Genomic DNA, 16,977 nt, shown 5'->3' with positions numbered 1-16,977 from the left:
GCTGCTGGCATTTCCTGTCATGACCAGCACATCCTTCAGCTTGGGCGAGGCAGGCTGGATTGGGCCCGACAGCCCGGTTAGATACCGATGCGAACCCGGCGAGGCCCCTGTGTGTATCCCATGGGGAGCGCTCCCCATGGCATACACACAGGGATTGCACCATGGTCTAGCCGGTGCGACACGGTGCCGCCGCGCTGTTCTGTCCAATTTTTGGACAGTTGGCGGAAGGTGGTAGCTGGGGAACGGCGCACTCTCTCCGGTGCAGCCTGGAGCCATTAAGTGCCGAACAGACAGAAGGGTTGACGCTCTTTTGCAGGGAATTGGCGTGCGCGCCTGCTCCCGAATGAGGTAGTGACCAAATGAGCCGGGAGAGAGCGCCTTAGTCTTGACACCGGTTTCGTGTGGCTTATAGTCGCGGCTATGAACTCGATCGAGAGTCGATCCTCGATGGTTTACGCAAGGTCAACAAACTAACTCCTGAAGCCTATGCCAGAGAATCCTCCTGTACCGCCGGTTCAACCGCCCCAGACGCCACCGTCCGCTGCGTCCGGCAATGAGAGCCAGGCTCGCATGTGGAACATGTTCTGCCACCTCAGTGCCCTGGCGGGTTACGCAATTCCCTTCGGCAACGTCCTGGGCCCGCTGCTGATTTGGCAGATCAAGAAGAACGAGTTCCCCTCGGTGGAGGAACACGGCAAGGCGGCTCTGAACTTTCAACTCACGGTGCTGATTGCGCTGCTCGTCGGCGTCATTGCTGCCGTCCTGCTGTCCTTTGTCTGTATCGGCTTCCTGCTGGTCCCGGTGGTGGTGGTGATCGGATTGGCCGGGCTGGTCTTCGCGATTATCGCTGGCATCAAGGCCAACAACGGGGAAGCCTATCGTTACCCGTGGAGCCTGACACTGGTGAAGTAGGTCCGGGCACAACAGCCCGCGAGACATCGCGAGCCGGGATTGCGTTTGCGATCAGAGCGCTCGCTGCAAGATCGCGCCCAACTCTTCCGGGGTAAGGGCAATCGGGTTCGCCTTCATGCTGCTGGCCTGGAAGGCTTTCGGCACCAGTTCGGCGGTGTGCTCGGCAGTGAGGCCGTAATGGCCCAGGCTGGGGATGCGCAGATCGGCGACCAGCCTGCGGACCCACTCGACGCCGGCCTCGGCAGTCGCGGTCGCGCTGCCGGTCAGCAATCGCGCCACCTCGTCGTAGCGGCGCAGACCGCCGGCGCCCGGCAGGCGCTGGCGCAGGGCACGCAGGTTTCCTTCCATCACGTGCGGCAGCAGAGCGGCGCAGACGGCCCCGTGGGGCGCGGGGAACTGGCCGCCAATGGGCCCGGCAAAGCCGTGCACGGCTCCGAGGCCGGCGTTCGCCAGCGCCAGTCCGCCGAAGAGGCTGGCCACGCACATATCCATCCGGGCAGCGGCGTGGCGGCCATCCGCAAAGGCAGTCCGCAAGGAGCGGGCCGCCCGGCGGATGCCTTCCACGCAAAGCGCATCGGTCATCGGGTTGGCGCGAGAGGAGACGTAAGGCTCGATGAGCTGCGTGAGAGCATCGAGGCCGGTGCTGGCGGTGAGGGCGGGCGGCAAGTCATAGGTCAGCTCCGGGTCAACGACTGCCACCTTCGGCAACATGAAGGGACTGCGCAGGCTGACCTTCACGCGATGCTGCGGCGAGGCAAGCACAGCGTTGCGGGTGACTTCGGAGCCCGTGCCGGCGGTGGTGGGGATGGCGATGAACGGGACCGAGGGCTGGGTGAGCGCCTTGCCGTGCCCGATCACTTCGAGGTAGTCGAGCAACTCGCCGGAGTTGGCGAGCATGGCGGCGATAGCTTTGCCGGCGTCCACTACGCTGCCGCCGCCGAAGGCGATGATGAGGGTGCAATGCAACTCCCGCGCGAGCGCCACACCTTGCCGGACAGTCTCGGGCTTCGGCTCGCCGCGAACCGAGAAGACGCTGCTGGCCAGACCGTGCTCCCGCAACAGCGCGAGCACCGGAGCCGCCCGGCGCGGGTCGGAGCCGGTCACAACCAGGACGTTCGGCCCGAAATCCCGGGCGAGCGGGCCAACGTCGTGCAGCGCGCCGGCACCGCAGATGATGCGGGTTGCCGTGGCAAATTCAAAGCGCATGACTGGGGGAACCAAGCCGACCGCGCGTCACCAGGCGGACTCTTCCGGGAAAAGACTTGTGAATTTCACGCTGGCGCGCGGCTCGGCCATCATGGGCGCGACGGCATCGCGCCAGGCCTGGTAATGGGCGGTGTCCTTATGGGCCGCGGGCGCCTGCGGGGTGCGGTAGGCTTCCACCAGCACGAAACGCGTCGGGTCATCCTGCTGCTGAACGCAATCAAAGCGCGCAATGCCCGGTTCCTTGATGCTCTCCCGCGCATTGGCCAGGCTGGCCTGTTTGAAAGCCTCAACGAATTCCGGCTTCACGTGAACATGGACATGAACGACTAGCATATGGTTAAGGCGTTAGATCCGAGATGCCCGAATGATGCTTCAAGCCCGCGGCCGGCTCAATCCTAATCGCGCCCCCGCGAAGTCACTTTTTGGCGGGCGCAGCCTGGTTGGTGTCATTGGGCTGGTAGAGACCGGCTTTGATGAACGGCTCCAGGCAGGCCTCGTAGCCGGCGCGCTTGATTTCCGCTAAAGGGATGAAGCGCAGGGAAGCGGAATTGATGCAGTAACGGAGGCCCGTGGGACCGGGGCCGTCATTGAAGACGTGGCCGAGGTGCGAATCTGCGGCGGTGGAGCGCACTTCAGTGCGGACCATGCCATGGGAATAGTCCGGGCTCTCGGCGACCGCGTTGGTCACGAGCGGGCGGGAGAAGCTGGGCCACCCGCAACCGGAGTCAAACTTGTCCAGCGAGCTGAAAAGCGGCTCGCCCGAGACAATGTCCACGTAGATACCCGGGCGGTGGTTGTTCCAGAACTCGTTGCGGAAGCTCGGTTCGGTGGCTGACTGCTGGGTGACAGCGAACTGCATCGGTGTCAGCTTCCGCTTCAGATCGGCGATGGGGGGCTTTTGGAATTTCTGCATGGCAGCATTGGTGCTTGAGGGTGAACCACTGGGGGGAGTAGTGGCGGTGGTCTGCGATGAGGCGCGCGAGCAGCCAGTCAGAAGGAGCGCCGACAGCGCGGCGGCTGTGGCCAGGCCAGCTACCGGTTTCACCATGTTCATGGGGGAAAATAGCACAGACGAAGCCGTGCCCAAAGTGGCAAGTATCGGGGACCGAATTACCGCAGGAGACCTTTGAGCAGGGGGGGGCGACACCTCGAACCCTTGACCCGGCACATTAGAATTCCACAATCTCCGGCCAGGTAGCCGGCAACCGCACCCGAGGCTTGCCTCTGTGTTACTGAAGCAGGGTTCCGGTCATGCCCAATGCCGGAGATTCCCTTGAGGTGTTATTCCCCCGCTACTTGGAACCGGAACGGTGAAAGATGTACCAGCCGTAGCCATTCAGGTTGAAGTCGGGAAGGGCGGTGTTGAGCGGTTCGGGCATGCCGGTGATCTTCACCGCGCCAAAGCCTTCCTGACTGGGCATTTCCAGCGTGCCGGCCGCGCGGCGGCTGGAAAGGTTGATCAAGACAAGGAACTCGTCCTTGGCATCACGCCGCAGGAAGCTGACCACTTCTCCGGGAGCCGAGTTCTGGACCCAGATAACGTCCTCGTTGCAGAAGGCAGCGTATTTCTTGCGAAGCTTGATAAGATCCCGGTAGATGTCGCGCAGCGGCGGGCGCCCGCCGGGATTCCAGAACACCGGCATTTTCTCAAACATCGCCGGGTCGCCGGATTCGGTCGCATCGCCCACTTCCTGGCCATTGTAGAAGAGCGGCACGCCGTCGAGCGTCAGCATCAGGACCTGGGCCGCGAGCGCTCCGCGCAAGCCGTAGCGCACCGTCGCGCGGGTCTCGGATTGATTGTCGGTGAATCTGAGGTGCAACACGCCCTTGGGGAACTGCTGATGGGTGTGCTCAAACGACTGCCTCAACATATCGGCGGTGGATACGCTGTCCATGACGTTCTTCAGCCACGAGTAGAGGTTCCAGGAGTAATCCATGTCGAAGGCCTTGGTCAGCAGCGATGGCCGGGCGCCCGCGTCCGCGATGATAATGAGCTGAGGGTTGACCTTTTCGAGTTCAGCCCGGGCAGTTTCCCAGAAATCCACCGGCACCGTGTAGGCCACATCGCAGCGGAAGCCGTCCAGGTTGAAGTTCTTCAGCCAGTATTTCATCATGTCAATCATGTAGCGGCGCAGGTCGCTGTTCTCGTAATTCAACCCGGCCACATCCGTCCAGGCGGGATTGGGCGGGATGATCTGCCCTTTCTCATTCTTCAGGTAATACTCGGGATGTGCCATCAGCGCGCTGTCCCAGGAGGTCTGACCGGCCACGATATCTATGATGATCTTCATGTCGCGCTTGTGGACTTCCTCAACCAGTCGCTTGAAGTCGTTGGTGGTGCCGCAGGCGGGGTTGATGGCATGAAAGTCGCGCACGCAGTAAGGGCTGCCGAGAGTGCCCTTCTTGAGCTTCTCGCCGACCGGGTTGATCGGCATGAGCCACAGGATGTCCACGCCCAGATCCTTCAACTCATCCAATCGGCTGGTGATGCCGTTGAAATCGCCGGCCGGAGAGAAGTTGCGGGTGAAGACCTCGTACACGACCGCGCTCCGCAACCAATCGGGTGACTTGCGGGCGCTCGGTGCGGCGGATTCCGTCTCCGCCGCGCCAGCGACGTTGAGCGTGAGCGAGCCAATGGCGATGGCGGCAAACAGGCGATGCAGTTCTTGCTTAATCAGGTTCATGATGTTAGCTGGCAATTTCGGTGTTGCGGGCGAGGCCCTATGACGCGCCCCGTGCGAAGGACTCAATGAATCTACTAGAGTAAAATGTGCAATTCCGTTTCTCACTGAACCCCAAACCAGGAATCAACTCCCAGTCATGTTGCATATTGTAGGCGAGGGTGTGCGGGAGGGCAAAGGTTGTCAACTGGAAAGGTAGGGCGTTCTCGCCGAGAGCGCCGGGGGACGGCGGTTTGCGGCAAAACCGCCGTGCCTTCGCTTAGGATTGAGGTGGATAAGGATGACCGGAATTAATGGTTGTCATTTGGCCGGAAATCCGCATGATAGGGTGATGTCTAGTCGTTTCCTTCGCGCCGTCCTCCCCGCCTGCTTCCTCGCTATCGCCTGCTGTGCCCTGTCCGGCATGGAAGACCGAATGGTGGATGAATCTCTGATACCCAAACTGCCGCCATCGCCCGATTGGTCGAGCATTGATGTCCCGCCGCAAGACCCGGGCAAACCCATAGCGGCACCGTCCTACGGCCCCATCGCCCCGGCGGCGCGCCAGCCGGCCGGCGCGCTTTCGGGCAAATTGGTGTTTATGAACTGCGGGCACGGCTGGACGTATTTGTCGTCTTGGGTCTTGCTCCGCCCCGAGCTGTTGGAGATGAACGAGGATTACGGGAATATTGACCAGTTGAACATGTTCGCCACCTACTGCTTCAACGCGGGAGCGGTGGTAATTCCCTGCCGGCCGTTGGGTTACCAGAACAACGAGGTCGTGCTCGATAATGATGCCACCTCAGTGGCTTTTGCCGGCACCTGGTTCAACAGTTTGGCCACCAATTACTTCTACGGCACCACCGGGGACGTGGCATACCGGTACGCGAATTTGTCAGACACGGAGACGGCGACAGCGACATACACGCCGACCATCCCGGCGGCGGGCTACTACCCCGTGTATTGCTGGGCATCTCACGGGGGCAATCGAGGCGACCAGTTGTATCGGATTATTCATACCGGTGGCGAATCCCAGGTACGCATTCCCCATTACCGGGTTGGCAACGGGTGGGTGTACCTGGGGGAATACTACTTCAACGCCGGCGCCAACGCGGCGGTGGGGGCGGTCATTGTGAGCAACCTGCGGTCCTCGACCAATGGCAGCGTTGTCATCGCCGACGCGATCCGGTTCGGGAACGGCATGGGCAGTATCAACCGCGGAGGCGGTATCTCGAACTACCCGCGGGAAGAGGAAAACTGCCGCTACTGGGTGGAGGCGGGCCTGGGCGTGGGGATGCCGACTTCCATTTACGATTCGGGCTCCGACGATCAGAGGGATAGCTGGTCCACCCCGCCCCAGATCTCCGCGGAGATGAACCGTGCGGAATCCGGGACCGTGAATGACCGCATACACATTAGCTTCCATTCGAATGCGGGGGGCGGGCGCGGGACGGTTGCCCTGATCACCGGCGACCCTACGCCCAACCAGGCGGAACTGGCGCAGATTTGCGGCGCGGAAGTCAACAATGATCTTGTGGCACTCGGATCGCCGCCGCTGGAGTTTCCCTGGCACAACAACACCACCGTCACCTACTCCGGGGGCTACTCGGAAATTGACGGCCGCTTGTTCGACTACGAGATGCCGGCGACGATCATCGAGGTCGCATACCATGACGACGAAACGGATGTCGCGCTGCTGAAGGATGCGAAAGCGCGGGCGGCGGTCGGCAAAGCGGCAATGCACGGGGTGGTCAAATACATGGACACGTATGGTTCGGGACCGCTGGCGTTTCTGCCCGAGCCGCCCACCAACCCGCGCGCGCTCGGTTCCACCAATGGCGATATCACACTGCGATGGGCCGTCCCGCCGAGCGTGGGCGGCAGCCAGGCACCCACCAATTACGTCATTTATCGTTCCACCAATGGTTATGGCTTCGGCCATCCCGTCTCGGTCGGCAATGTAACGAGCTACACCGTGTCGGGTCTGGCAGCGGGGACAGATTATTACTTCAGGATCACGGCGGCGAATGCGGGCGGCGAGTCGCTGCCTTCGGAAGTAGTGGGCTGCCGGACCCCGGCCACGAGCGACGCGCCGCGGGTGCTGGTGGTGAACGGGTTCGACCGGTTCGATCGCACAACGAATTTGCGCATGAACATTGGCGCGCGAAACTACGGCCCCCCGGACGGCAGCGGAGCGATCGAGCGGGTCTGGCCGCGCCGCGTCAACGCCTTCGATTACGTCGTGCCGCATGGGAAAGCCATCAGCGCTCACGGGATGGCCTTTGATTCCTGCCAGAACGAGGCGATCACAAGCAATCTAGTTCAACTGTCGAACTACAATGTTGTGATTTGGGCCTGCGGGAACGAGACTGTCGCCGGGGAGACTTTCAGCAGCGCCGAGCAATCCAGGGTCAGCGCGTACCTGGCCGGCGGGGGAAGGTTGTTTGCTTCGGGCGCCAACATTGCTTACGACCTGGACCGTGTCTCGGGGCCGACCACCGCCGATCGTAATTTCCTGCACGAGCAGCTTCGCGTGGCATTCGCCAATGACAACTCGGCAATTTACACGGCCGTTTCTGTGGCGGGCGCAGTCTTTGCGGGCCGCGCCAGTTCCACGATTGATGATGGCTCTGGCGGCATATACTGGGTGCAAAGCCCGGATGTGGTCGCGGCTTACGGGCCCGGGACGGCGCCCGCGCTGAATTATTCGGGCGGCTCAGCGGCCGCGGTGCAATACGACGGTTCCGCGGGCGGGGGCCGCGTGGTGTTCTTCGGATTCCCCTTCGAGACGATCACCAGCAGCACCCGGCGAAACCAGTACATGTCGGACATCCTGACGTTCTTAATGCTGCCACTGGCCACCAACGTAGCCGCGGCGATCATCACTCCTCCGGCAAACGGAACGGCTTACCAGGGCTCGAATGCCACCCTCACGGTCACCGCCACCGGGACTCAGCCCGTCAGTTATCAATGGCGGTTTAATGGCGAGAATGTGGCCGGGGCGACCACCAGCGTGTTGACGCGGTCCCCGGCACAAACGTCGCATTCGGGCAATTACGATGTCGTGGTCTCCAACGCCTTCGGCATGGCCACCAGTCAGGTCGCGACGCTGGTGATCTACTTGTATCCGGAGGTGTTGTACTCGGACAACTTCGACGTCAGCACGGCGGGCAACTGGACGCTAAACCGATCTTCGGCAGATACGCGGGTGACGTTCAATTGGAACTATGGCGCGCTGGGCATTCCGTCAGCCCCTGGCGCGGGCGGCACCACCCGCGGCCTCAAGTGCGAGGCCAACATGGCGAACGGCGTTGCCGCGGCGCTGAGCCTCTCACCCGTGGGACGGAGTTTCTCGGGGAACTACCGCCTGCGGTTCAACCTGTGGATGAACGCCAATGGACCATTCCCTGCCGGCGGGACCGGCTCCACCCAGCATGGCACCGCCGGCGTTGGCACCGCCGGGACCAGCGTGCTCTGGACGGGCTCGGGCACCACGGCGGACGGAACCTGGTTCGCCGCGGACGGTGAAGGACAAGCCGGGGATACAACCGGCATAGCCGATTTTTGTGCTTTCAGCGGGACAGCGATCCAAGGAGTCGCTACGGGTGTGTATGCGGCCGGGACGGCCTCGAACGCGCGCGGCAACCTGAACTCGTATTACGCGGCGGCATTCCCCGGCGGCCAAACCGCCCCGAGCGCTCAGTCCCAAACCGGCGCGCTCGAAGTGGGTAGCATCGGATTCGCCTGGCGCGACGTCATGATTACCAAGCAGGGAACGACTGTGGAATGGGCGATTGATGGCCTGCGAATCGCGACCGTTAGTAGCGCGGCTTTGCCGGGAAGCAATATTTCGCTCGGGTATTGGGACTATTATGCTTCGCTCTCGGATAACACGAATTTGAGCTTCGGCGTTTTTGACAATGTGCGCGTCGAGCGCCTGACCTCCAACGCGCCGCCTTACATCACCAGCCAGCCGCAAAGCCAGATGGTGAAGGCGGGGTCCACTGTGACGTTCGGCGTCGTGGCTGGTGGCGTTCCTGCGCCCAGTTATCAATGGCGGTTGGATGGCACGCCGATCCCGGGTGCCACCGCCAGCAGTTACTCGCGCGCGAACGTGCAAACCGGGGGTGTTTACTGTGTGGCGGTGGCCAACGCGGGCGGCCTGGTCACGAGTGCCGATGCCCTCCTGACCGTCAGCCTGCCGCTGCCGTCGAAGTTCGACGTCGTCAGTGTGCTGCCTGACGGCCGGGTTCGATTCGTCCTGAGCGGCGAGCCTGGGAGCTATGAGATCGAAACCAGTGCCAACCTGAGCCAATGGTCCACGTTCACGAATTTGACCATTGTGACCGATACGATTGAGTTCACCGGCGATTCGAGCACGAACGCGCCGCAGCGGTTCTACCGGGCGAAATCAGGACCGCAAGGACCGTAAGGAAGCCGGGCGCCCTGGCTCAGCCCATAAGGCTGCCAGCCTCATAAGGACTGTCCGGGTATACTGGAGTCCAGTGGTTCAGGTTTAGCGCCACCTGCTGTTCCTCGGCCAGGAAGATTGATTCGCGGTTGGCGGCCATTTGTTTCAACTCGGCCTCCACTTCGCCGTCCAGGGGCGTGAACTTTCGCGCCGCCTCGATGGTCTTGTCGAACAATTCCAGGAAGGAAGTCGGCAGCGCGGTCGCCACGCCTTTCTGCGACAGGACGAAGCGCATCGCCAGCTCAACCTGGCGCGGCTCCTCGACCGAGTTATACCACCATTCGCGCGTTCGCTGGCCTTCCTTGGGCCACCGGCCCCAGGAAATCGGTTTGATGGATATCACCCCGGTCCCCTGCTCGTTGGCCAGGGCCAGCACATCTTTGCCGAAATCCCGCAGATAGTATTCCACGAAGTTGATGGGGAACATCACGGTATCGAACTTGAACGCTTTCAACGCTTGCACCGCGCTCTTGGTCGTATGCGCCGAGAAGCCGATGAACCTGATCTTGCCCGCCTGCTTGGCCTTCAGCGCGACCTCCAGCGCCCCGTCGTTCCCAAGGGCATCGGTGACTTCCGCCGGCCGCACCAGGTGGTGCAGTTGGTAGAGGTCGAAATAATCCGTCTTGAGCCGTTGCAAGGACCGATCCAACTCCGTTTGCGCGCCTGCCTTATCCCTTTTCTTGGTTTTGCACGCAAGATAATACTTGCGGCGGGCCAGCCCTTGCAGGCCAATCCCCATTTTGATCTCCGCATCGCCCGATCCGTAAGCGGGAGCGACATCGAAGAAATTCACGCCGCGCTCGAAGGCACTATGGAGCGCGGCGGTGCATTGCTCCTGGTCGTGCTTGGCAAGCACCAGGCCGGGGAACCCCACCACCGAGACCTTCATGCCGGTCCGGCCGAGGGGTCGGCGTTGTAGCTGGCCGGCCTTCGGCGCCGGCTTCGCGCTCACGAAAATCCTTGGCCCGCCCAGCGCCGCGGCGCCAGCGGCACCGCCGATGGTCTTGAGGAACACTCTTCGTTTCATAGTCACTTGGCTGATTCTGCGTTAATGCGCATACTCTCCACCCTTCCGGGCTCTGGCGCAAACTCGAACGAAGGGGGGGGCAGGAGAAGCTTGAACCGCATGGCCGGATGGCACAGGCTGTCGGCATGAATCAACTCACCCAACAACTCCGTGCCAACCACGTGCCTGGAAACGCTTCCGCAACGGGTGTGCGCCTGCTGACGGTTCCCTGGGCGCTGGTGCTCGCCTTGCTGGCGGGGTCGGCTGCGCCAAGTGCGCAGGCAGCCCAGTCGTTTAGCCTGACTCCATTGTGGAGCACCGCCCCGGACACGGCTTATGTTTGGTCCAGCACCAACCACACCCAGAGGAGCATTGCCGGCAATCCCGTCACCGGCCACCTGCTGACCGTGAGCCGCTATCCGGCCACCAACGCCGCGATCTACATTCTCGACAGCAACAACGGTGCGCTCCTCGGCCAACTCGATACCAATGGTGTGCACCTGGGGGAACTCAACTTCCCGCTCAACGTCGTCGCGGTCGCCTCGGATGGCGTGATTTACGCGTGCAATTTGACGGTGGATTCCACCAACGCCCCCACGGGCAACAACGGCCCCTTCCGCCTGTACCGCTGGGCCAATGAGAGCGCGGCGCCGACGGTGGCGTATGAGGGCGACCCGAGCGATACGGACACAAACATCCACCACCGCCGTTTCGGCGACAGCCTGGCCGTGCGCGGCAGCGGCGCGAACACGGAACTGCTGGCCGGCACGCGCGTCGGCAAGGTGGTGGCGCGGTTCAGCACCTCGGACGGTTTCAGTTTCCAGCACCAGAAACTGGATGCGCCCGAGTTGCAGGGGATAAGCGCCATGGTGACCATCGCGTTTGGTCCGTCCAATACATTCTGGACGAAGGTGGAGAACGGCTCGCTCACCGATCAACCGTTGCAGCATTTCAGCTACAACGTGGGCGCCGGCACCGCCGCGCTCATCCAGAGCTATCTGGGCATTCCGGGCGGCCCGCTCAATTTCGATGTCAGCCGCAACCTCCTTGGCGTCGTGCGCGGGATTGCGCACGAGTTCCGGTTGTTTCGACTAACGAGCAGTGGCCTCATTCAGCAGGGCGCCACAATCCCCTTTCCCGGCACCAATTCCAACGGCAACCTCACCGGCGCCGTCGCGTTCAGCCCGGACAAAGTCTTCGCGTTCGAGTCCAACAATGGCCTCATGGCGTTTAGCATTTCGACACATACGCTGGTTCCCTTCTCCTTGAACCTCACCGCTCCAGCCGGCCAGCCCACGCTCACCTGGCCGTCGGCCGAAGGCTTCCTGTACCAACCGCAATTCCGGACTTCGATGTCGAATGCGGGCTGGACCAACCTGGGCGGCGCCACCAACGGAACGGGAACTGGCATTTCAGTGGTGGATGCGCCTTCGGGCGACACGCGGTTCTACCGCGTCCGCGCCGACTGACGACGCGACGACTGGCCTGAAAGCCATATCCAACCGTCGCGGGCTCTCTCGGCCCTGGCGGCAATGCTTACGCTCTTCCCGGCGCAACACCGGCGCGACCTTTATGGGAGCGAAATCCGCGTCGGTGGGGCTTTGACGAAGCGGGTTTCACGCAGGTAGATCGGCTCCAGCTTTTCGCCGGGAACAAAGTCGCTTTGCCCCTGCGCCAGCCGTCCCAAAGTCGTGGCGCGGGGAAAACAAACGCGGCTGCCCGGAAACCACCGGGTCACTTCCGGTCCGATCAGGTTGCCGCCGGCTCGCTGGCGGGATTGCACCTCCGCAAAGCTGGCCAGCCGTAATGGCTCAACCTCGCGCCGCGACTTCGCGCTCAGGTCGTAGCCGGCCAGATAGAACTCATTGCGCTGCGCATCAATTACAACCTGGAGGTGCCCGAAAATTCCCTCGGACTGGGCTTGCGCCGCGAGGCATTCGGCGCTGCTGATGCCCAGGAGCTTCACGGGGCGGGCCAATTGCCAGCCTTGCGCGAGCGCGATGGCCAGGCGGATCCCATTGTAAGAGCCCGGCCCCAGGCCGACCGCCAGGCAGTCCACTTGTTCACGCTCAAGTTGCGCCTGCCGCAGCGCTTCAGCCACCAGACCCAGCGCATTCGTCGAGCGAGCATCGGTTTCGACCGCCTCGCCCACTGCCAGCGGCTCGGCATCCGTTCGTCCGTGCAATACCGCCACGCTCCTCTGGGGCGAGGAAAACTCAAGAGCAAGAATCGTCATAACTGATGCGCCGCTCCGTCTCGCCGAGCACCTCAATCCGCACCCAGCGGAAAAGGCAATCGGGAATCGCTGATTGGCGGCTGGGGATGGGCGACGTTGGACTCGGGGCCTCCCCAAGCCATCGTTCCGCCCACTCAATGACCGTCACGCCCGCCGGACCCAGGTACGCCTCAAGGCCGGCGGCGGCGATTTGCTCTGGCGTGTCCAGCCGATACAAATCCACGTGGTTCAAGGTCAGCCGGCCGCCGGAGTAAATGTTCACGAGGGCAAACGTGGGCGAGTGCACGCGCGCCGTGATACCCAGCCCGCGCGCGAGTCCCTTGACCCATTGCGTTTTGCCCGCGCCCAGGTCGCCCGTCAGGCCAATGACCAGCCCGCTTTCTGCCGCGCGGCCCCATTGCTCTCCATGCGCGATCGTTTCGGCGGGATTATGCGAAATGAGCGTAGCCATGGCCGGTGAATGGGCGCACGCCGTCCTTGTCCCGGATGGTAATTCCCTCGCCCGCCTTGATCTTGCCAATGCAAGTGAGCGGCAGCTTCGGGAAGTGCTTTCGCCACTCGTCCAGGAGCGGCACGGCATCGCGGCTGGCGACCGTAAACAGCAGTTCAAAATCCTCCCCGTCAGTCAGTGCCGCCAGCAAGGCGGGCTTGGAGGTCGCGTGCGCGCGCGCCGCCAGGCGCGCCTGCCGGCTGATGGGAATGGCGCTTGCGAGCAACTCCGCTCCCACCCGGCTGGCGGTCAGGATATGGCGCAGGTCGCCCGCCAGGCCGTCGCTGATGTCCAGCATGGCATGCAGCGAGAAGTGCTGCGCCAGCCACTGCGCCTCCGCGAGCCGCGGCTCGAACGTGAGATGCTTGCCCGCCAGCGACCCGCCCAGTTCGCCGGTGACAAAGATCGCATCGCCCGCCTCGGCGCCGGACCGCAACACCCCTTTCCCGCGGGGCACCCAGCCGAGCAAGGCGACCGAAATGAAGATGCCGCCGGGGTTGACGGTCGTCTCCCCCCCCACGATGGCCACACCGTGCCGGCGCGCCAGCGCGTTCAGGCCGGAGTAAATCGCTTCGACCCGCTCGGGCTTGAACTCGCGCGGCAGGCCAATTGTCACCAGCGCCGCGCAGGGCGTGCCGGCCATGGCCGCAATGTCGCTCAGGCACCGGCCCAGCGCCTTATGGCCGATCTGCTCCGGCGCGGCGTCGGCCGTGAAGTGAATGCCTTCCACGACGGCATCCGCCTTGAAGAGCAACAGCCGGTCCGGTACGCCGGCGTCCAGCACGGCGCAGTCGTCACCGGCACCCACCACCACGGCGGAGTTGGTCGGCAGCGTGCGGGTGAGGAGGCGAATCAGCTCAAACTCGTTCATCCGCCTCCGTAGCGTTGCTGGAGCAATAACGTCCCGAAGTTCAGTGCGTTGAACAAGACATGCGCCGCAATCGGGGCCAGGAGATTGTCGGTGCGCTCGTACAGCGCCGTCAGCACCAGGGCCAGGACCATCAGCGGCACAAACGTGGCCACATTCAGGTGCACCGCCGCAAACAGCAACGAGGTGCCCCACAGCGCCAGCCGCGGAAACCCCAGGTGCTTGACCATCGGATACAGTATGCCGCGGAACATCATCTCCTCCGCCACCGGCGCCAGCAGCACCGCGGTCGCGCCCAGCGCCAGCTTCCCTCCCCAGGACAGCGAGACGCGCAGCGCCTGCACGGGCAGTTGTTCCTGGGGTTCCAGCCTGAAGTGCGGCAGGTGCGTCATGACCAGCGCGGAAGCCTGCTGCAACCCCCAGCTGACCGGCAGGAAGACCAGCGCCGCGAGCACGCCCAGCAGCAGCGCCCGGCGTCGCCGGTTCGCAAATCCGAACGCCTCCGCCCAACCGGTCTGCTGCTCCCGCAGGAATCGTCCAATCAAAACCAGCCCGGCGCCCTGAAAACTCAGCGTGGCCACCAGCATCCGCCCGATCGAAGTGCCGGCGGCCTCCACCCCCGAAAACCGCTGCACCCATGCCCCCACCAGCAATCCGCCATTGGCACACACCATCAGTGTCACCAGCCGCCGCACATACGCCTCCGGCGGCCACGGCTTGCTCGCCAGGACCAGTATCACCGCCAGGCAGATCAGCGCCACCGCGGCCAGGGGAAAGAAGAATTTCGAGCTGACTTTTGCCCCGGCGCTCGCGTAGTGCTGCGCGCTGACCAACAGCGAGCCGGCGTAAGCGCAGACCATGACGCTTAACACCAAACGGATGAAGGTATCCACCTTCCAGGGCTTGGCCGATAGCATGCAGCCAAGCTATCCCACCCATCCGCAAGTGACGATGCAAAAAGCGGCCTTTTGCTTTCGCCGACGATGCAGGCTATGGTGGTTTCCATGAGCAAAGGCCCCAACCGGCTAGCGCGCGAGAAATCCCCCTACCTGCTCCAGCACCAGCACAACCCGGTGGACTGGTATGCGTGGGGCGAAGAAGCCTTCGCCAGGGCGCGCCAGCAAAACCAGCCGATCTTCCTGAGCATCGGCTACTCCACCTGTCATTGGTGCCACGTCATGGAACGCGAGTCATTCGAGAACCCGGAGGTCGCCGCATTCCTCAACGCCCATTTCGTCAGCATCAAGGTGGACCGCGAAGAAAGGCCCGACGTGGACAAGATCTACATGACCTTCGTCCAGGCGACGACCGGCCAAGGCGGCTGGCCGCTGAACGTCTTCCTGACCCCCGAGCTGAAGCCCTTTTACGGCGGCACTTACTTCCCGCCCGACGCCCGTCAGGGCCGGCCAGGCTTCCTGCAGCTCCTGCGGCAAATCCAGGAACTCTGGCAGACTCGCCGCGCCGAGCTGGCCAACTCCGCCGCGGACATCCACTCCCGCCTCGAACAACTGGGCGGCGGCCACGAAGCCCCAACCGCCCTGGTCTTGACCGCCGACGTCCTGCGCGAGGCGGGCGCCCTCCTCAAGCAATCCTACGACGCGTCCCATGGCGGCTTCGGCGGCGCGCCCAAGTTCCCCCAGCCCGGCCAGCCGCAATTCCTGCTGCGCTACGCCCGGCGTTTCCATGACGCCGAGGCAGCCCGCATGGTGCTCCACACCTGCGAGCGCATGGCCGCGGGAGGCATCCACGATCAACTGGGCGGCGGCTTCGCCCGTTACTCGGTGGACGCCGCTTGGCTCGTGCCGCACTTCGAGAAAATGCTCTACGACAATGCGCAATTGGCGCAGTTGTATCTCGATGCGCACCTGGTCAGCGGGGAAGCCCGTCATGCGGACGTGGCGCGGGATATTCTCGATTACGTGCTGCGGGACATGACCCATCCGGACGGCGGCTTCTACTCCGCCGAAGACGCCGACAGCGAGGGCCACGAAGGCAAGTTCTACTGCTGGACGCGCCGGGAGCTGGAAGAATTGCTCACGCCCGGGGAATTCGGAGTGGCGGCGCGCTACTTCGGCATCACTGAGCAGGGCAACTTCATTGACCACAGCCACCCCCAGCCCCTGCCGCGCCAGAACGTCTTGAGCGTGGTCGAGCCTGATCTTTCCAAACCGGACCAGGCCCTGCTCGCCACGGCCAGAAGCAAAATGTCGGCTGCCCGCTCCCGGCGCGTGCGCCCGCAGCGCGACGACAAGGTGCTGGCTTCCTGGAACGGCCTGATGCTCGGCGCGATGGCGCGAGCGGCTGCGGTCCTGGGCGAACAGAACTACCGTGCCGCCGCGGAGAAGAACTTCGCCTTTCTCCAGGCCCGGCTTTGGGACGCTGAAACCCACACCCTCTACCACCGCTGGCGCGAAGGCGAGCGCGACCAGGTGCAATTGCTCCAGGGTTACGCCTTCCTGCTGGCGGGCGTCATCGAACTCTACGAGACCAGCCTCAACCCGGCGCACCTCGAATTCGCCATCGCCCTGGCCGAGGCCATGCTCAGCCGGTTCTACGACACCACCAACGGCGGGTTCTGGCAAAGCCCCGCCGGCGCGCCAAACCTCATTCTGCGCGTCAAAGAGGCCTACGACGGCGCCGAGCCCTCCGGCAACTCAGCGGCGGTCCTGGCCTTGCTGAAACTTGGCCACATGACCGGTCGCAAGAATTTCACCCGGGCCGCCGAGCAGAGCCTCCGCCTGTTTGCCGGCCGCCTCCAGCAAGCCCCCCAGGCCGTCCCCTGCCTTCTCCAGGCCCTCGATTTCTGGCTGCACGAACCCCGGCGGGCATTGGTTGCCGGCAATCCCGCCAGCTCCAAGGCCCGCGCGTTGCTGCGCGCGGTTCACTCGGTCTATCAACCCAACAAAGTCGTGCTCGGCAACACCGGCCCCGTCGAGCCTTTCGCCAGGACACTGCCGGCCAAAAACAGCCCCGTGGTTTACCTCTGCACCGGCACAGCCTGCCAGCCGCCGACCAATGACCCGGCCAAGGTCAGGGCGCTGCTGGCGAAGCCCGACCACGCCGCCTGACACGCTCTCCTGGAAGCGGGCGACAACACCCTGCCCTCCGCCCCCTCCCCCGGCTGGAGA

The 16,977-nt window shown here is 63.5% G+C and carries 13 protein-coding genes; 4 read left to right on the top strand and 9 right to left on the bottom strand.

All coding sequences use genetic code 11. The annotated features are described in order from the left end of the window. Positions 1-570: 570 nt before the first annotated feature. Entirely contained in the window at positions 571-912 is a 342-nt protein-coding gene (locus tag P5205_05710; protein ID HSA09851.1) for a DUF4870 domain-containing protein, read from the top strand. A gap of 51 nt (positions 913-963) precedes the next feature. On the opposite strand, the gene P5205_05705 is transcribed toward P5205_05710, so the two are convergent. The 4 genes from P5205_05705 to P5205_05690 form a co-directional block, all read right to left on the bottom strand. Continuing rightward, on the bottom strand, positions 964-2,118 hold the full coding sequence (locus P5205_05705) for an iron-containing alcohol dehydrogenase (GenBank protein HSA09850.1): 1,155 nt from the start codon (positions 2,116-2,118) through the stop codon (positions 964-966). Between the two features lie 27 nt (positions 2,119-2,145). After that, a complete protein-coding gene (locus P5205_05700) occupies positions 2,146-2,451 on the bottom strand; it encodes an antibiotic biosynthesis monooxygenase (protein ID HSA09849.1) in 306 nt (101 codons plus the stop codon). 82 nt (positions 2,452-2,533) lie between these two features. Continuing rightward, entirely contained in the window at positions 2,534-3,031 is a 498-nt protein-coding gene (gene msrB / locus P5205_05695) for a peptide-methionine (R)-S-oxide reductase MsrB (protein HSA09848.1), read from the bottom strand. Positions 3,032-3,410: 379 nt separating this feature from the next. Continuing rightward, positions 3,411-4,802 carry an alpha-amylase family glycosyl hydrolase gene (locus tag P5205_05690; protein HSA09847.1) on the bottom strand — a complete coding sequence of 464 codons (1,392 nt, stop codon included), beginning with the start codon at positions 4,800-4,802 and terminating at the stop codon, positions 3,411-3,413. A gap of 328 nt (positions 4,803-5,130) precedes the next feature. Here P5205_05690 and P5205_05685 point away from each other — a divergent pair, with 328 nt between their 5' ends. Next, complete coding sequence (locus tag P5205_05685) at positions 5,131-9,210, top strand: immunoglobulin domain-containing protein (GenBank protein ID HSA09846.1); 4,080 nt, start codon at positions 5,131-5,133, stop codon at positions 9,208-9,210. A gap of 19 nt (positions 9,211-9,229) precedes the next feature. On the opposite strand, the gene P5205_05680 is transcribed toward P5205_05685, so the two are convergent. Then, positions 9,230-10,276, bottom strand: coding sequence for an aldo/keto reductase (locus tag P5205_05680; protein ID HSA09845.1), 1,047 nt, complete (start codon positions 10,274-10,276; stop codon positions 9,230-9,232). Positions 10,277-10,401: 125 nt separating this feature from the next. On the opposite strand from P5205_05680, the gene P5205_05675 reads away from it, so the two are divergent. After that, on the top strand, positions 10,402-11,724 hold the full coding sequence (locus P5205_05675) for a hypothetical protein (protein ID HSA09844.1): 1,323 nt from the start codon (positions 10,402-10,404) through the stop codon (positions 11,722-11,724). Positions 11,725-11,825: 101 nt separating this feature from the next. Here the strand turns inward: P5205_05675 and tsaB are convergent, their stop codons facing one another. Genes tsaB through P5205_05655 form a run of 4 tightly spaced genes read right to left on the bottom strand, consistent with a single transcriptional unit; the run spans position 11,826 to position 14,766 of the window. Continuing rightward, the gene (gene tsaB / locus P5205_05670; GenBank protein HSA09843.1) at positions 11,826-12,491 is read right to left on the bottom strand and encodes a tRNA (adenosine(37)-N6)-threonylcarbamoyltransferase complex dimerization subunit type 1 TsaB; all 666 of its coding nucleotides are present in this window, start codon (positions 12,489-12,491) and stop codon (positions 11,826-11,828) included. Beyond that, on the bottom strand, positions 12,472-12,942 hold the full coding sequence (gene tsaE, locus P5205_05665) for a tRNA (adenosine(37)-N6)-threonylcarbamoyltransferase complex ATPase subunit type 1 TsaE (protein ID HSA09842.1): 471 nt from the start codon (positions 12,940-12,942) through the stop codon (positions 12,472-12,474). The genes tsaB and tsaE overlap by 20 nt, the downstream gene beginning before the upstream one ends. Beyond that, positions 12,920-13,852 (bottom strand): thiamine-phosphate kinase, encoded by a 933-nt coding sequence (gene thiL, locus P5205_05660; protein ID HSA09841.1) that lies wholly within the window; start codon positions 13,850-13,852, stop codon positions 12,920-12,922. The genes tsaE and thiL overlap by 23 nt, the downstream gene beginning before the upstream one ends. Further along, positions 13,849-14,766: a CPBP family intramembrane metalloprotease gene (locus P5205_05655; GenBank protein ID HSA09840.1), complete on the bottom strand. Its 918-nt coding sequence runs from the start codon at positions 14,764-14,766 to the stop codon at positions 13,849-13,851. Before P5205_05655 ends, thiL begins: the two co-directional genes overlap by 4 nt. Before the next feature lie 87 nt (positions 14,767-14,853). Between P5205_05655 and P5205_05650 the strand changes: the two genes are divergently transcribed. Next, on the top strand, positions 14,854-16,917 hold the full coding sequence (locus P5205_05650) for a thioredoxin domain-containing protein (GenBank protein ID HSA09839.1): 2,064 nt from the start codon (positions 14,854-14,856) through the stop codon (positions 16,915-16,917). Positions 16,918-16,977 lie beyond the last annotated feature (60 nt).

The sequence above is a fragment of the Candidatus Paceibacterota bacterium genome, assembly GCA_035452965.1.
Taxonomy (GTDB): Bacteria; Verrucomicrobiota; Verrucomicrobiia; order Limisphaerales; family UBA8199; genus UBA8199.
This window is presented reverse-complemented; position numbering and strand designations above follow the sequence as displayed.

Excerpts from the sequence above, each read along its gene's own strand:
- P5205_05710 (HSA09851.1), top strand. The coding sequence starts at position 571 with ATGTGGAACATGTTCTGCCACCTCAGTGCCCTGGCGGGTTACGCAATT.
- P5205_05705 (HSA09850.1), bottom strand. The coding sequence starts at position 2,118 with ATGCGCTTTGAATTTGCCACGGCAACCCGCATCATCTGCGGTGCCGGC.
- P5205_05700 (HSA09849.1), bottom strand. The coding sequence starts at position 2,451 with ATGCTAGTCGTTCATGTCCATGTTCACGTGAAGCCGGAATTCGTTGAG.
- msrB (HSA09848.1), bottom strand. The coding sequence starts at position 3,031 with ATGCAGAAATTCCAAAAGCCCCCCATCGCCGATCTGAAGCGGAAGCTG.
- P5205_05690 (HSA09847.1), bottom strand. The coding sequence starts at position 4,802 with ATGAACCTGATTAAGCAAGAACTGCATCGCCTGTTTGCCGCCATCGCC.
- P5205_05685 (HSA09846.1), top strand. The coding sequence starts at position 5,131 with ATGTCTAGTCGTTTCCTTCGCGCCGTCCTCCCCGCCTGCTTCCTCGCT.
- P5205_05680 (HSA09845.1), bottom strand. The coding sequence starts at position 10,276 with ATGAAACGAAGAGTGTTCCTCAAGACCATCGGCGGTGCCGCTGGCGCC.
- P5205_05675 (HSA09844.1), top strand. The coding sequence starts at position 10,402 with ATGAATCAACTCACCCAACAACTCCGTGCCAACCACGTGCCTGGAAAC.
- tsaB (HSA09843.1), bottom strand. The coding sequence starts at position 12,491 with ATGACGATTCTTGCTCTTGAGTTTTCCTCGCCCCAGAGGAGCGTGGCG.
- tsaE (HSA09842.1), bottom strand. The coding sequence starts at position 12,942 with ATGGCTACGCTCATTTCGCATAATCCCGCCGAAACGATCGCGCATGGA.
- thiL (HSA09841.1), bottom strand. The coding sequence starts at position 13,852 with ATGAACGAGTTTGAGCTGATTCGCCTCCTCACCCGCACGCTGCCGACC.
- P5205_05655 (HSA09840.1), bottom strand. The coding sequence starts at position 14,766 with ATGCTATCGGCCAAGCCCTGGAAGGTGGATACCTTCATCCGTTTGGTG.
- P5205_05650 (HSA09839.1), top strand. The coding sequence starts at position 14,854 with ATGAGCAAAGGCCCCAACCGGCTAGCGCGCGAGAAATCCCCCTACCTG.